We start from the raw sequence: 14,090 nt of genomic DNA on the forward strand, positions 1-14,090 counted from the left end.
GCGAGCCTGAGTCGATTCACTGCTGCCAAGCCCCCTTTCAGGTATCGCCGTCCATTTCAGGTTTCGAGGGTTTTATGGGTATCGCTGCCAGCGAACTGTGCCGTTATGTGATTCGTCCGACCTTGATCTACCTCGGACGCCATAGCGCTACTGCCGAATCCCTGCTGCTGGGCATTGCCGCCAGCCAGTCCGCCCTTGGTTCCGCCCTGCATGACCGCCGTGGGCACGGCCTGTACCGCATTGCCGAGCCCCGCCACCAGGCCCTTTGGGACCATTACCTGGCCCTTGATCCGGACCGTGCAAGCCTGGTCCGCGGCTTGGCCAGCCAACATGCGTTTCTCAGTGGCCCGCACCTCGAATTGACCGTCAACCTGCGTTACGCCACCGCCATCGCCTGGCTGCTGGTGGAAGAACAGAATACCCCCCTCCCCGCCCCTGATGATTTGCTGGGTATGGCCAGGATCTGGCGCCAGACATTTCAGCCCCAGGGACGTCTGCGTGATTTCACTTGCGCCTGGCAGACCTGTGTTTCACCGCTGAATCAGGTAGCCTGCTGACACCTCTGGATCCAAAGATCGCGCAACACGCCGCGAATCTGGTCGGATTGTCCTACAAAACCGCTCTAAATCAAGGCATACAGCCTATGGCGCCGGGACGAAAATGTTGGTAATTTTCGCCCCGGTGATCACCAGGAGTTCTAATAATGAAAAAAGTAATGCTCAAAACCACCCTTAGTCTCGCCGTTGCCATGGCATCCACCCAGATTTTCGCAAGTGGCTTTGCCCTCAACGAACAAAGCATCAGCGGGATGGGGACTGGTTTTGCGGGACGCTCTTCATCTGCCGATGATGCAAGCACTGTTTTTGGCAACCCTGCCGGCATGTCGCGAATCAAGCGCCAGGAAGTCACTGGCGGGATCGCAGCTATCGATGCCTCGTCTGATATCAAAGACGCCCAAGGCGCCCACCCGGGTACCAACAAAGGCGACATGGTGCCATTCACAGCCGTTCCGATGGGCTATTACGTCAAGCCGATTGATGATCACTGGGCATTCGGCCTCGGTGTCTACGCACCTTTTGGTCTGATTACCGACTATGAAAATGGCTTCCAGGGTGCCGGTTTCGGCAGCAAGAGCGAAGTCAAGGTTGTCACCTTTCAGCCTACCGTCAGCTACGCATTTAACGACAAAGTATCGATTGGTTTCGGCCCGACCATCAACCGCATTGGCGGCACTCTGGAGTCGGATGTACCTCTTTTTGGCGATACCCACGTCAAAATCAAAGGGGATGATGTCGCTCTTGGCTACAACTTCGGGGTCCTGGTACAAGCAACAGACACCACTCGTGTCGGCCTGACCTATCACTCGAAAGTGAAATACAAGATTGAAGGTCATACCGATATCAGCGCAGGCGCAAATTCACCTTCCGCCTTCCTGAAAAGCAATCGATACGATGCTTCGCTGAAAATCGAAACACCTGAATCTGTCGACTTCTCCGTGACACAACAGCTGACGGATGCGTGGACCCTTTATGCAGGTTCCACCTGGACTCGCTGGAGCCGTTTGAAAGACATCACCGTCAACAACGACGGCGTAACGGCGGCACAAGGCGGTGCATTGTCCCCAGCCCTGTTCGGCACCATTACGGAAGAGCAGAACTGGCACGATACCTGGGCCTACGCCATCGGTACCTCCTACCAGCTGAATAAGCAGTGGGTATTGCGCACCGGCCTGAGCTTTGACCAGTCGCCTACCAACAATACCGACCGATCCCCACGTATTCCTACAGGTGACCGCACAATCTTCAGCCTTGGCGCCGGCTACAACGTCACCGATGATCTGACCATCGACGTCGCCTACTCCTACCTGAAGGAAGAAGCTGTCAAGGTGGATCACTCCAACCTAGTAGACAGTTACAGCGCCAAGTACGAAAACAGCGCCAACGGTTTCGGTGTCGGTGCGACCTACCGCTTCTGAGGATTCCCGGCGAGCCTGAACCGCTCGCCACCGGAATCAAAAAAGCCCCGCTCTCCTCACGGAGGCGGGGCTTTTCATTTGTAGGAGCGAGCCTGCTGGCGATGGACGCGAACGATGACGTGTGCTTACTGGATGAACGAGGCGCCTTGAGATTTTTGCGAGCAAGCTCGCTCCTACAAGTCAGGGGGTCGAAACGAGTTATGGCGAAGCCAGGGCCTTTTCCACCGCCGCAATGAACTCGGGATCATCTGGCTTGGTCAGGCTGGAGAAATTGGCGACCACCTTGCCCTGGCGGTCCACCACATACTTGTAGAAATTCCACTTCGGCGCGCTGCTTTGGCTGGCGAGGACCTTGAACAAGTGCGTCGCATCGTCGCCACGAACCTTTTGCGGCTCGGTCATGGTAAAGGTCACGCCGTAGTTGACGTAGCAGACCTTGGCAGTCTCGGCGCCATCCTTTGACTCCTGCTTGAAGTCATTGGACGGAACACCAATCATCTCCAGCCCTTGGCCCTTGAAGCGCTGGTTCAGCGCCTCAAGACCCTTGAACTGCGGAGCAAAGCCACAGAAGCTTGCGGTATTGATCACCACCAAGGGTTTACCGGCGAAGCGCTGGCACAAATCGATGGATTCCTTGGCATGCAGCCTGGGCAACGAGCCTTGCAGAAGCTCCGGACAGTCCGCCGCGTGAGCCAACCCGGTAAACGCGACCAGTAACGCGGGAACTGCAAGCCAGCGCATCAGCATGTGGGGAACATCCTTGAGAAATCGTCAGGGTTCGACGTTAACGCCCCACTATCGCGCTAGCAAGTCCCCATTCCCAACTGCATAAGCGCCAGCCCGCCCTGATGCCAGCCCCACCACACCAGGGCGAGCAGCATCGCGCTGACGGCAAGCATCGTGATCCGCGGCCAAAGACTGTTCATATCGCACTCATTTGTGATTGCAGACGCTCTACCGGCCGCTCACGTACCGGCCAGTTGAGGGCAGCGGCCAACAGACTCAAGAGAATTGCCACCTGCCAGATCAAGTCATAACTCCCGGTTCGGTCATACACCACGCCACCCAGCCAGCCGCCCAGGAACGAGCCGAGTTGGTGAAACAGGAAAACAATCCCACCGAGCATGGACAGGTTTCGCACGCCAAACAAGGTCGCCACCGTGCCGTTGGTCAACGGCACCGTCGACAGCCACAGGAAGCCCATGGCCATGCCGAACAGGTAAGCCGTAGTGGTCGTCACCGGCGCCCACAGGAACAACGCAATGACCACCGCCCGCAGCAAGTACAGACCGGTGAGCAAACGCGGCTTGGACATGCGCCCGCCGAGCCATCCAGCCGTATAGGTGCCGAAAATGTTGAACAGGCCGATCAGCGCCAGCACCGTGGTGCCGACTGTAGCCGGAAGGTGTTGATCCACCAGATAGGCCGGCAGATGCACACCGATGAACACCACCTGGAATCCGCACACAAAAAAACCGAACGCCAGCAGCCAGAATCCGGAATGGGAGCAGGCTTCGCGCAGAGCTTCGCCAAGGGTCTGTTCGTGGCCCAGGACGGGCAGCGGCTTGTCCTTGAGCATGCTCACCAGCGGCACGATCAATGCCACCAGCAAGCCCAGCGCCAGCAACGCCGCGGACCAGCCAAGCCATCCGATCAAACCGAGTGTGCCGGGCAACATCGCAAACTGGCCGAACGAACCGGCCGCACTGGCGATCCCCATGCCCATGCTGCGTTTTTCCGGCGGCACCGCGCGGCCGACCACCCCCAGGATCACCGAGAACGACGTACCGGACAGTCCGATGCCGATCAGCAGGCCCGCGCTCAGGGACAGGGTCATTGCCGAGTCGGAGAGCCCCATGCAAATCAGCCCGGCCGCGTACAGGACGCCACCGATCAGCACCACTTTTGCCGCGCCGAAGCGGTCGGCCAGGGCACCGGTGAACGGCTGTGCGAGCCCCCAGATCAGGTTCTGCAGGGCGATAGCGAAGGCAAAGACTTCACGCCCCCAACCGAACTCGGCGCTCATCGGCGCCAGAAACAGCCCGAAGCCATGTCGAACGCCCAGCGACAACGCAAGGATCAGCGCACTCCCCAACAGAACCCAGCCGCATGTACGCCACATCGATGTCATTGTTGTTCTCCGGTAGCGGGTATATACCCGCTTATATTCGGAAAAACCGGCATCACGCCAGTTCGTCCAGCAGCTTCAATAAGGTTTCGCGCTTCTCGGCGCCAAGGCGATCGATCAAGCGTTGCTGTGCGGCTTCCCAGGCCGGCAAGGCAGCCTTGAGGCGCTCAGCCCCGGCCTCGGTCAGCAGAACGATGCGGTTGCGCATGTCCTCGCCTTCGACCAGCGTCACCAGGCCATCACCCTCCAGCACCCGCAAATTGCGCCCCAGGGTGCTGCGATCCAGGCCCATGGCCTCGGCCAGGGTCGAGATGCTCGGCTGGTCCAGACGTTGCAGGTTGCACAGCAAAGAATACTGCGCAACGTTGATCCCGAAGCCATCGAGAGCGCCGTCGTAGTGCCTGCTGACGCCACGGGCGGCGCGACGCAGGTTGATGCATAAACATTGGGAATCGAGCATGGTGCGTGTATATACCCGCGAGTCGGTTAAATCAAGTGGCATGGGGCTTGTTCAGTGATTGGGCTGTGCCCCGAAGATCGCTATCGCGAGCAGGCCGGAACGCTCAACACAACCCGATCAGGCCAGCGCCAAGCCTACCAGCACTGCAACTTCCAGCAACTCCAGCATCGCGCCCGCCGTGTCCCCTGTCGTGCCGCCCAGGCGCCGCAACATCACCTGGCGCAGCCAGACAAACCCCAGCGCCGCCAACACCACCGCCAGCGCACCGCTGACGCCTGCAATCAACACACAAGCCAGCGCACTGACCGCCAACACCTGCTTGCCCGCCGAACGCGGGAGATGATCGGCCAATGCCTGGCCCAGGCCACCGGCACGCACATACGGCGTAGTCAGGAACAAGCCGAGCAATGCGCTACGACCGATCAACGGCACGATGATCAATGCCAGTGAATGCGGCTGTTCGATCAGCGCCAGCAGCGCGGTGAACTTGAGCAACAACACCAGCACCAGCGTCACCACAGCGATCGGCCCGCTGCGCGGGTCTTTCATGATCGTCAGCGTACGCTCGCGGTCGCCAAAACCACCAAGCCAGGCATCAGCGCTGTCCGCCAGGCCATCGAGATGCAAGCCGCCGCTGAGCAGCACCCAAAGGCTCAGCAACAGTGCCGCGTGCAACAAGGTCGGCGTGCCTAGCAACAGCCAGTTGACCACCCACAGAATCGCGCCAAAGAGTAATCCCACCAGCGGATAAAACAGCAGCGACCGCCCCAGTTCCCTGGGCTCAGGCATACCAGGCAGGCGAATCGGCAGGCTGCTGAGAAATTGCAGGGCGATCCAGAATGGCAACATGGTCAGAGCACTTCCTTCAACACGCCCGCAGGCTCCACCGTCAGCGAAAACAGCGCGCCATGCCCGACCTCAACGTTGAGCAGTTGCTCCCGTGGCAGCCCGCGCGCTTGTGCCAGCAACAGGCGCATCACACCGCCATGGCTGATCAGCAGAATGCGCTCACCGGCACAGGTCGCGTGCAAACGCTTCAGCGCTGCCAGCACCCGTGTCGAAAAGTCTGCAACCGGCTCACCTTGAGGTGGCGTGAACGAATATGGATCGGCCCAGAACAAACCCAGGGCCTGCGCGTCGGTTTCCATCAACGCTGCCGCGCTCTGCCCTTCCCAGGCGCCGAAATGCAGCTCTTGCAGGTCTTTATCCAGTTGCACCGGCACGCCCAATTGCGCACCGAGCTCCTCGGCAAACCGTGCACAACGCTGCAAGGGTGAACTGACCAGCCGATCCCACGGCCCTTGCCCGACCACGGCGGCGCGCATCTGCGCCCAGCCCGTGTCGGTCAACGCATCATCGATGCTGCCACGCAAGCCGCCACCGAGTTCGGTTTCACCGTGACGCAACAGATCCACGCGCAAGGTCATGCCGGACGATCTGCCACGGCGGCTTCGGCGAAGGTCGCCATCTGCCCGTGCAGGTCGCACGCCAGGCGCAGCAGCGGCACTGCCAATGCCGCGCCACTGCCTTCGCCAAGCCGCAGACCAAGATCGAGCAACGGCTGCGCATTCAGGGTTTCCAGCACATAACGATGCCCCGGCTCGGCGCCACGATGACCGAACAACAACCACTGACGGCACTCAGGATTCAAGCGTACTGCGACCAGCGCCGCGACACTGCAAATGAAGCCGTCCACCAGCACCGCGACACCTTCTTGGGCACAGGCGAGATAGGCACCGACCAACGCGGCGATCTCAAAACCGCCGAGGTTGAACAGGGTCTGCAAGGCATCGCCACGTTGCGCGCCATGCAATGCCAGGGCGCGCTCGATCACTTGGGCCTTGTGGCTGACACCTTCGGCATTGAGCCCGGTGCCAGGCCCGGTCAAATGCACCACTGGGCAATCGAGCAGCGCGCACGCCAGGGCGCTGGCGGCGGTGGTGTTACCGATGCCCATTTCGCCACCGATAAACAACTGCGCACCAGTGGCAATTGCCCGCTGAACGCTGTCACGGCCGGCCTGCAGGGCGAGTTGCCCCTGGGCTTCGGTCATGGCCGGTCCCTGTACAAAATTTGCCGTGCCCGGGCCGACATTCAGGTGAAGTACACCCGGCAGGTTCAGCGACGGCGTTACCGTGCCAAGGTCAACCACCTCAAGGGAAGCGCCCAGTTGCCGCGCCAATACGCTGATCGCCGCACCACCGCTGACGAAGTTGAGCAGCATCTGCCCGGTCACTTCCTGGGGAAACGCCGACACACCCTCGGCGACGACGCCGTGGTCACCGGCAAAAATCGCGATCCACACCTGTTCCAAGCTTGGCTTGACCCGCCCCTGCAAGCCCGCCAGTTGCACCGCCACCGCTTCCAGCTGGCCAAGGGAGCCAGCCGGTTTGGTCAGTTGCTGTTGCCGCGCCTGAGCCTGTTCCACCACTTGGGTATCGACCGGCTTACACGGGTTCAGCCACCAGGATTGAGTCATAACGCAGTTCCTTTCAGAGTCAGGGGCAGGCCGGCGACGGTCAGGACGACACGCTGACAACGCTCAGCCAGAGCTTGATGCAGCCAACCGGCTTCATCGACATAGCGGCGAGTCAATTCGCCCAGCGGCACGACACCCATTCCGGTCTCGTTGCTGACAAAAATGATTTCACCCGGCAGCGACGCCAGGCAGTCCAGCAAGGCATCACGCTCGGCTTGCAAGCGCTCGGCATCGTCGAGCATCAGCAGATTGGTGAGCCACAGGGTCAGGCAATCCACCAGCAGGCAGCGGTCGGCACGGGCGGATTCGCACAGCACCCGGGCCAGTTCCAGCGGTTCTTCGATCAACGCCCATTCGGCAGGACGACGGGCGCGGTGATGGGCCACCCGCTCGCTCATTTCTCCGTCCAGTGGCTGGCTGGTGGCGATGTAGGTCACGGCCAGGGCGCTGTCGATGGCGAGCTTTTCAGCCAGGCGACTCTTGCCGGAGCGGGCGCCGCCGAGGATCAGTTGGAGCATGGTTGTTTCCCTAGAATTTTCGGTGAGGCGACTGCCCTCTTCGCGGGCAAGCCCGCTCCCACAGTGTTACGAGGTGTACTCAAATTTCATGGTCAACCCAAATCTCTGTGGGAGCGGCGATGCGGCGATCCGACTTGCCCGCGATGAGGCCATTGCAGACACCTCAAATCCCGCAGAGATGCCGCAAAAGCCCGGTATCCAGATGCTTCTCCACCAGATCCGCCAGCCGCTCGATATCGCGCTCGCGCAGCCCGTGATAATCCACGTCCTGCACCTCCTGCAAACCCGCCCAGCGCAGCAGCGCACTGCACGCCGCCGGCGATTCGAACAGCCCGTGCAGGTAGGTGCCGAAAATCTGCCCGTCAGCACTTTGCGCACCATCACAGCGGCCGTCATCCAGTTGCACGGCGGCGTTTTCCAGCGCCGGCCCGGTGGTCACGCCGGCATGAATTTCATAACCCGCCACCGGCGCATCTTCCAGCGCCAGGCGACCACGCACATTGCGCAACTGCTTCTCTTGTTCGAGCCGGGTCTGGAACGCCAGCAGCCCCAAACCGGCACTGGAACCCGGCGCACCTTCAAGACCCAGCGGATCATGCACCTGCTCACCGAGCATCTGCAGGCCGCCACAGATCCCCAGCAGTTTCCCGCCGTAACGCAGGTGCCGGGCGATGGCGGTGTCCCAGCCGTTGGCCCGCAGGTACGCGAGGTCGCTGCGCACACTTTTCGAGCCGGGAAGAATGATCAGGTCGGTGGGCGGAATCGCCTGGCCGGGGCCGATGAATTGCAGGTCCACTTGCGGATGCAGGCGCAGCGGATCGAAATCGGTGTGATTGCTGATGCGCGGCAGCACCGGCACCACCACCTTCAGCACCTGTTCGGCTTTGTCGGTCTGGCGTTGATCGATGCCGTCCTCGGCCTCCAGGTGCAGGTCCATCACGTACGGCAGCACACCGATCACCGGTTTGCCGGTGCGCTCTTCGAGCCAGTCGAGACCGGGTTGCAGCAACGCGATGTCGCCACGAAAACGATTGATGACGAACCCTTTGACCCGCGCCTGTTCGCTCGGCGACAGTAGTTCGAGGGTACCGACCAGATGGGCGAAAACCCCGCCGCGATTGATATCGGCAATCAGCAGCACCGGGCAATCCACCGCTTCGGCGAAGCCCATGTTGGCGATGTCCCCGGCCCGCAGATTGATTTCCGCCGGCGAGCCTGCGCCCTCGACCATCACCAGCGGATAGGCCGCGCTCAAGCGCTCGTGGGAGGCCAGCACCGCTTGCATGGCGATGGTTTTGTAGTCGTGATAGGCGACGGCGTTCATGGTCGTGACGGCGCGGCCATGGATGATCACCTGGGCACCGGTGTCACTGTTGGGCTTGAGCAACACCGGGTTCATGTCAGTGTGCGGTTCAAGGTTCGCGGCCTGGGCCTGGACCGCCTGGGCGCGGCCAATCTCGCCACCGTCGGCGGTCACCGCACTGTTGAGGGCCATGTTCTGCGGTTTGAACGGCACCACCCTTACACCCTGACGCGTGACCCAACGGCACAGCGCAGTCACCAGCGTGCTTTTGCCGGCATCCGATGTGGTGCCCTGCACCATCAGCGTGGTCATTGGTTTTCCTTCGGGAATTCTTCGAATGCCTGCGCCAGTCGCACCCAGGCGATTTCGTCACCGGGCAAGCCGAATCGCAGGCTGCTGTTGTGCGTGAACAACCGCAGGAGAATGCCGCGCCGGGCCATGAACTCATGCAGTTCTTCGGCGCGCTCGGTGATCAGCCACTGGAACAGCGCACAACCGCCCTGGGGCTCGAAGCCGTGTTGCGCCAGCAACGACTCAAGGCGCTCGCTGGCCTCCTCGGTGCGCACCCGTTGCGCCGTTTGCGCCTCGGTATCGCGCAGGCAGGCCTGGCCCACTACCCGGGTTGCCCCGCTCACGGCCCAGGGACCCACTTGTTCAGCCAGCAACTTGAGCAACTTGCGCTCGGCCAGCACAAACCCCAGGCGCACACCGGCCAGACCGAAAAACTTGCCGAACGAGCGCAAGACGATCAATCCGACTTGATGGGCAAACGGCGCCAGGCTCAGTTGCGGCGTGTTATCCATGAACGCTTCGTCCACCACCAGCCAGCCACCGCGCTGGGCCAGTCGCGTGTGCCAGTCGAGCAGGCGACTGGGGGTGAGGCTCAGGCCCGTGGGGTTATTCGGATTGACCACCACCAGCACGTCGAAACTGTCGATAAAGAAGTCGACTTCCTGCTCCAGCACTTCACGCACGATGTAGCCGTTGCGACGCCACGCTTCGGCGTGTTCGGCGTAACAGGGTGACAGCACGCCGACCTTGCCCGCCCGACGCAATCGCGGTAGCAGTTGAATCGCCATTTGCGAGCCGGCCACCGGCAATGCCTGCAGGGTGCCGTAGTAATCACAGGCGGCCAGCTCAAGGCCGTCGTCCGCCTCCGGCAAACGGGCCCAGGCTCGCAGCGGAATATCCGGCACCGAGAACGGCCAGGGTGCAAGCCCCGTGGACAGGTCCAGCCAGTCGGCTTCATCTATGCCGTATTCGAGCGCCGCCTTGCGCAGTCGCCCACCGTGCTCAAGCATAAAATTCGGCCCCCAGGCAGAGAATCAGCAGCCATAACCATACCCCGCGCTGGACCAATTGCCAGCCTCGGTCAATGGAGTCGGCATCCGCCGGCACACCTTCGCCCAACTGCGGACGCTGATGCAGTTCGCCGTGATAAATCGCCGCCCCACCCAACTCGACGCCAAGCGCCCCCGCCCCTGCCGCCATCACCGGGCCGGCGTTCGGGCTGTCCCAGGTCGAGCCCTGGGTGCGCCAGCATTTCAACGCCAGCCGGGTTTTACCCAGCAGCGCGTAAGTCAGTGCCACCAGGCGTGCAGGAATGTAATTGAGCACGTCGTCGACCTTCGCCGCCGCCCAGCCGAAGCGTTCGAAGCGTTCATTGCGATAACCCCACATCGCATCCAGCGTATTGCTAAGGCGGTAGAGCACCACGCCCGGCGCACCCGCCACGGCAAACCAGAACAACGCCGCGAATACTGCATCGCTGCCGTTTTCCAGCACCGACTCGGTAGCGGCACGGGCGACCTCGGTTTCATCCAGTTCGCTGGTCTGGCGACTGACCAGATAGCTCACCCTCGTGCGCGCAGCTTCCAGGTCATTACTGCGCAGGGCCTTGGCCACAGGCGTGACGTGCTCACCGAGGCTGCGCATGCCGAGGGCGCAATAAAGCGCAAGAATCTCGACGATCCAGCCGACATAAGGCGCCCAGGAGAATGCCGTGGCCAACAGCGTCAGCGGCAACACGGCGATCACCCACGCGGTGACGCCATGGCTGCGCCAGCCGCGACCGCCGCCGTTGAAACGTTGCTCGATGCGCTCGGCAAAACGGCCGAACGCCACCAGCGGATGCCAGCGTTTGGGTTCACCCAGCAGCGCATCCAGCGCAACCGCGGCGACACTCAACAACGCCACACTCATTGACTCACTCCCCAATAATTTTCGTACAGCAATTCATGTAGCGGACGCGCCTGTGCCCAGCCTTCGAGCACCAGCATCGGCGCCGGGTAGAACTCTTTGACGGGTCCGAGGCACAGCACGGCGAGCGGCTTGGCTCCCGGCGGCAACCTCAACAGGTCCGCCAGTGCCTGAGGCTCGAACAGCGACACCCAGCCCATGCCCAGCCCTTCGGCGCGGGACGCCAGCCACAGGTTCTGGATCGCGCAGGACAACGAAGCCATGTCCATTTCCGGCAGTGTGCGGCGGCCGAAGATATGCTGCTCGCGGTCGTCCATCAGTGCGGCGACCAGTACCTCGGCGCAATCGTTGATGCCTTCGACCTTGAGCTTCATGAACTCATCGCTGCGCTCGCCGAGGGCTTCGGCGGTGCGGATGCGTTCCTCTTCCACCAGGGCCTGGATTTGCCCGCGCAAGGCGCGATCAGTGATGCGGATGAAGCGCCAGGGCTGCATCAGTCCGACACTGGGTGCCTGGTGTGCGGCCTCGAGCAGGCGCCGGAGCAATTCGGGTTCGACAGTGCCGCCGCTGAAGTGGCGCATGTCGCGGCGCTCGGCAATGGCGCGATAGACCGCTGCGCGTTCGGCTTCGGAAAATGCGTTGTCCGTCATGGCCTTTTCGCGAGCAAGCCCGCTCCCACATTTGAAGGTGAGCTGCCTGAAGGAACGCAATCCCCTGTGGGAGCGGGCTTGCTCGCGAAGGCGGCTTCAAGGTCCGGCGCAAACAGCGCGGCAATCGCCGAGGGGTTCGACGGAAAATAAAAGTGCACATAAGAGGCGGTCATCCGCCCCTCACGGTAGACCGCCTCCGCTCCGCGCCCGCCGTTAGGGCTCAAGCCCCGGGCAATCGGCGCCAGTTCAGTGCTGGTCAGCGAATGGTGATAGGTGTGCCCGCGCAGCGAACCTTCCGGCAATTCCACCGTTTGCAACGCCAGCGCTGCCAGACGCTTTTGCATCACCGCATCACCAGCCAGCAAGCCAACCAGTTCGGCGCGAGTGCCCTCGACATCGGTCAGGGAATCGAGCAGGTACAACATGCCGCCACACTCGGCGAGCAAGGGCTTGCCTGCCCGGTGGTGGGCGCGGATCGCTTCGAGCATCGCGGTGTTTTGCGCCAGCGCAACATGGTGCAGCTCCGGGTAACCACCCGGCAGATACAGGCTGTCCGCCTCCGGCAACGCTGGGTCGCGGATCGGTGAGAAGAACGACAACTCGGCGCCCATCGCCCGCAGCAGATCCAGGCTCGCGCCGTAGGTGAACGCAAAGGCTTCATCGCGGGCGACGGCAATTCGCACACCGGCCAGCAGCGGTTCGACTGCGATGACATCAGGGGCAGCGAACTCGACTGCCGGCGGCAGTGCGACCTCGCAACTGCTGGCCAGGGCATCGGCGGCCGCATCGAGGCGCAGGTCGAGATCGTTCAACTCACTGGCCTGCACCAGCCCCAGGTGCCGGCTCGGCAATTCGATCCCGGTTTCCCGGGACAGCGCGCCGTACCAGCGCAAGCCTTCAGTCAGGCTGCCTTCGAGCAGTTGCGCGTGACGCAGCGTGCCGACACGATTGGCCAGCACGCCGGCGAACGGCAAATCCGGCTGATAACGCGCCAGCCCCAGGGCCAGCGCGCCGAAGGTCTGGGCCATGGCGGTGCCATCGATCACACCCAGCACCGGCACACCGAAATGCCGCGCCAGATCGGCGCTCGACGGCGTACCGTCGAACAGTCCCATGACGCCTTCGATCAAGATCAGATCCGCTTCAGCAGCGGCTTCCCACAGCAACCGGCGACTCTCCTGTTCGCCGACCATCCACATGTCCAGTTGATACACCGGCGCACCGCTGGCGCGTTCGAGGATCATCGGATCGAGAAAGTCGGGGCCGCACTTGAACACACGGACCTTGCGCCCCTGATTGCGATGCAATCGGGCCAGCGCCGCGGTGACGGTGGTCTTGCCCTGACCGGAAGCCGGCGCGGCAATCAGTACCGCCGGACAGTGTCGAGGCTGACTCACAATTCGACGCCTTTCTGCGCTTTGATCCCGGCTTGAAAGGCGTGTTTGATCACGCCCATTTCGGTGACGGTGTCGGCCATCTCGATCATTTCCGGCTTGGCGGCACGACCGGTGACCACCACGTGTTGCATCGGCGGTCGGGCCTGCAAGTCGCTGAGCACCTGATCGAGATCGAGGTAGCCGTGCTTGAGGGCGATGTTCAGCTCATCGAGCACCACCAGGCCGATGGACGGATCGCGCAGCAATTGCTGCGACACCACCCAGGCGGCTTCAGCGGCGGCGATGTCGCGCTGGCGGTCCTGGGTTTCCCAGGTAAAGCCTTCACCCATCACGTGAAATCGCACCTGCTCGGGAAAGCGCCGGAAGAACAACTCTTCGCCCGTGCTATTGCAGCCCTTGATGAACTGCACCACGCCGCATTGCATGCCGTGCCCCATGGCGCGGGCGAGCATGCCGAAAGCCGAACTGCTCTTGCCCTTGCCGTTGCCGGTCAGCACCAGCAGCAGGCCACACTCGTTCGGGGAATTGGCGATGCGCTCGTCGATCACGGCTTTTTTGCGCTGCATGCGCGCCAGGTGGCGTTCGTCACGATCGGGGGTATCAGTCATGGGGGAGCTCTCCGTTGAGGCAGGAATAACGGCGGGCAGGCACAAGAATAGAAGGCAAAAAGCCTGGCATCGCCCACCGTGATGCCGCTGGATGAATCAGGCCGGTCTCCGGGCTCATGAGTGGCGCAGGGCCAGACTGTGCACCTTCCCGCATCGATTCGACACAGTGGCATCAGACACAGTTTTCACTCATTTACCGTTGCGGGGGCAGCGCCGGAATTGTGGGCCTTCGACCAACTGAAGGACTCACTCACCGGCTTCCCTGTTTCACTCTGTCGACCCAAGCCACAGAGCACCTGAAACAAGCCGCGAAGGTTAGAGGGTTGGGGGTGGAGCGTCAATTAAAGCCGGGAGGCCATCGACCGAATAGCTG

General features: G+C 62.0%; 15 protein-coding genes and 1 riboswitch. Of the genes, 2 read left to right on the forward strand and 13 right to left on the reverse strand.

The annotated features are described in order from the left end of the window. The first annotated feature begins 74 nt into the window (after window positions 1-74). Together KGB07_RS26875 and KGB07_RS26880 are read left to right on the forward strand one after the other, a co-directional pair. Complete coding sequence (locus KGB07_RS26875; RefSeq protein WP_046037615.1) at window positions 75-557, forward strand: hypothetical protein; 483 nt, start codon at window positions 75-77, stop codon at window positions 555-557. A 146-nt stretch (window positions 558-703) separates the two neighbouring features. Then, the gene (locus KGB07_RS26880) at window positions 704-1,975 is read left to right on the forward strand and encodes an OmpP1/FadL family transporter (protein ID WP_223467122.1); all 1,272 of its coding nucleotides are present in this window, start codon (window positions 704-706) and stop codon (window positions 1,973-1,975) included. A gap of 198 nt (window positions 1,976-2,173) precedes the next feature. On the opposite strand, the gene KGB07_RS26885 is transcribed toward KGB07_RS26880, so the two are convergent. From KGB07_RS26885 to cobO, 13 genes are all read right to left on the reverse strand, one after another. Further along, entirely contained in the window at window positions 2,174-2,722 is a 549-nt protein-coding gene (locus tag KGB07_RS26885) for a glutathione peroxidase (RefSeq protein WP_223467124.1), read from the reverse strand. 175 nt (window positions 2,723-2,897) lie between these two features. Beyond that, a complete protein-coding gene (locus KGB07_RS26890; protein ID WP_046037618.1) occupies window positions 2,898-4,106 on the reverse strand; it encodes an MFS transporter in 1,209 nt (402 codons plus the stop codon). A 52-nt stretch (window positions 4,107-4,158) separates the two neighbouring features. Further along, entirely contained in the window at window positions 4,159-4,563 is a 405-nt protein-coding gene (locus KGB07_RS26895) for a MarR family winged helix-turn-helix transcriptional regulator (RefSeq protein WP_046037619.1), read from the reverse strand. 117 nt (window positions 4,564-4,680) lie between these two features. Further along, complete coding sequence (locus KGB07_RS26900; protein ID WP_223467125.1) at window positions 4,681-5,412, reverse strand: adenosylcobinamide-GDP ribazoletransferase; 732 nt, start codon at window positions 5,410-5,412, stop codon at window positions 4,681-4,683. Window positions 5,413-5,414: 2 nt separating this feature from the next. Beyond that, window positions 5,415-5,990 carry an alpha-ribazole phosphatase family protein gene (gene cobC, locus KGB07_RS26905; RefSeq protein ID WP_223467133.1) on the reverse strand — a complete coding sequence of 192 codons (576 nt, stop codon included), beginning with the start codon at window positions 5,988-5,990 and terminating at the stop codon, window positions 5,415-5,417. After that, on the reverse strand, window positions 5,987-7,042 hold the full coding sequence (gene cobT / locus KGB07_RS26910; RefSeq protein ID WP_223467135.1) for a nicotinate-nucleotide--dimethylbenzimidazole phosphoribosyltransferase: 1,056 nt from the start codon (window positions 7,040-7,042) through the stop codon (window positions 5,987-5,989). Before cobT ends, cobC begins: the two co-directional genes overlap by 4 nt. Continuing rightward, window positions 7,039-7,560 (reverse strand): bifunctional adenosylcobinamide kinase/adenosylcobinamide-phosphate guanylyltransferase, encoded by a 522-nt coding sequence (gene cobU, locus KGB07_RS26915; RefSeq protein WP_223467137.1) that lies wholly within the window; start codon window positions 7,558-7,560, stop codon window positions 7,039-7,041. Before cobU ends, cobT begins: the two co-directional genes overlap by 4 nt. Window positions 7,561-7,723: 163 nt before the next feature. Beyond that, window positions 7,724-9,175 carry a cobyric acid synthase gene (locus KGB07_RS26920; RefSeq protein ID WP_046037624.1) on the reverse strand — a complete coding sequence of 484 codons (1,452 nt, stop codon included), beginning with the start codon at window positions 9,173-9,175 and terminating at the stop codon, window positions 7,724-7,726. Continuing rightward, window positions 9,172-10,164, reverse strand: coding sequence for a threonine-phosphate decarboxylase CobD (cobD, locus tag KGB07_RS26925; RefSeq protein ID WP_046037625.1), 993 nt, complete (start codon window positions 10,162-10,164; stop codon window positions 9,172-9,174). The genes KGB07_RS26920 and cobD overlap by 4 nt, the downstream gene beginning before the upstream one ends. After that, on the reverse strand, window positions 10,157-11,065 hold the full coding sequence (gene cbiB / locus KGB07_RS26930; protein ID WP_223467139.1) for an adenosylcobinamide-phosphate synthase CbiB: 909 nt from the start codon (window positions 11,063-11,065) through the stop codon (window positions 10,157-10,159). Before cbiB ends, cobD begins: the two co-directional genes overlap by 8 nt. Then, window positions 11,062-11,712, reverse strand: coding sequence for a 5,6-dimethylbenzimidazole synthase (bluB, locus tag KGB07_RS26935; RefSeq protein ID WP_223467141.1), 651 nt, complete (start codon window positions 11,710-11,712; stop codon window positions 11,062-11,064). Before bluB ends, cbiB begins: the two co-directional genes overlap by 4 nt. Next, on the reverse strand, window positions 11,709-13,109 hold the full coding sequence (locus tag KGB07_RS26940) for a cobyrinate a,c-diamide synthase (RefSeq protein WP_223467143.1): 1,401 nt from the start codon (window positions 13,107-13,109) through the stop codon (window positions 11,709-11,711). Before KGB07_RS26940 ends, bluB begins: the two co-directional genes overlap by 4 nt. Continuing rightward, entirely contained in the window at window positions 13,106-13,717 is a 612-nt protein-coding gene (gene cobO, locus KGB07_RS26945; protein WP_223467145.1) for a cob(I)yrinic acid a,c-diamide adenosyltransferase, read from the reverse strand. The genes KGB07_RS26940 and cobO overlap by 4 nt, the downstream gene beginning before the upstream one ends. Before the next feature lie 81 nt (window positions 13,718-13,798). After that, window positions 13,799-14,032, reverse strand: a riboswitch (cobalamin riboswitch). Window positions 14,033-14,090 lie beyond the last annotated feature (58 nt).

The organism is Pseudomonas sp. GL-RE-26 (assembly GCF_019956275.1).
Classification (GTDB): Bacteria; Pseudomonadota; Gammaproteobacteria; order Pseudomonadales; family Pseudomonadaceae; genus Aquipseudomonas; species Aquipseudomonas grandcourensis.

Excerpts from the sequence above, each read along its gene's own strand:
- cobD (WP_046037625.1), bottom strand. The coding sequence starts at position 10,164 with ATGCTTGAGCACGGTGGGCGACTGCGCAAGGCGGCGCTCGAATACGGC.
- cbiB (WP_223467139.1), bottom strand. The coding sequence starts at position 11,065 with ATGAGTGTGGCGTTGTTGAGTGTCGCCGCGGTTGCGCTGGATGCGCTG.
- KGB07_RS26880 (WP_223467122.1), top strand. The coding sequence starts at position 704 with ATGAAAAAAGTAATGCTCAAAACCACCCTTAGTCTCGCCGTTGCCATG.
- cobT (WP_223467135.1), bottom strand. The coding sequence starts at position 7,042 with ATGACTCAATCCTGGTGGCTGAACCCGTGTAAGCCGGTCGATACCCAA.
- KGB07_RS26890 (WP_046037618.1), bottom strand. The coding sequence starts at position 4,106 with ATGACATCGATGTGGCGTACATGCGGCTGGGTTCTGTTGGGGAGTGCG.
- bluB (WP_223467141.1), bottom strand. The coding sequence starts at position 11,712 with ATGACGGACAACGCATTTTCCGAAGCCGAACGCGCAGCGGTCTATCGC.
- KGB07_RS26900 (WP_223467125.1), bottom strand. The coding sequence starts at position 5,412 with ATGTTGCCATTCTGGATCGCCCTGCAATTTCTCAGCAGCCTGCCGATT.
- KGB07_RS26885 (WP_223467124.1), bottom strand. The coding sequence starts at position 2,722 with ATGCTGATGCGCTGGCTTGCAGTTCCCGCGTTACTGGTCGCGTTTACC.
- cobO (WP_223467145.1), bottom strand. The coding sequence starts at position 13,717 with ATGACTGATACCCCCGATCGTGACGAACGCCACCTGGCGCGCATGCAG.
- KGB07_RS26875 (WP_046037615.1), top strand. The coding sequence starts at position 75 with ATGGGTATCGCTGCCAGCGAACTGTGCCGTTATGTGATTCGTCCGACC.
- KGB07_RS26895 (WP_046037619.1), bottom strand. The coding sequence starts at position 4,563 with ATGCTCGATTCCCAATGTTTATGCATCAACCTGCGTCGCGCCGCCCGT.
- KGB07_RS26920 (WP_046037624.1), bottom strand. The coding sequence starts at position 9,175 with ATGACCACGCTGATGGTGCAGGGCACCACATCGGATGCCGGCAAAAGC.
- cobU (WP_223467137.1), bottom strand. The coding sequence starts at position 7,560 with ATGCTCCAACTGATCCTCGGCGGCGCCCGCTCCGGCAAGAGTCGCCTG.
- cobC (WP_223467133.1), bottom strand. The coding sequence starts at position 5,990 with ATGACCTTGCGCGTGGATCTGTTGCGTCACGGTGAAACCGAACTCGGT.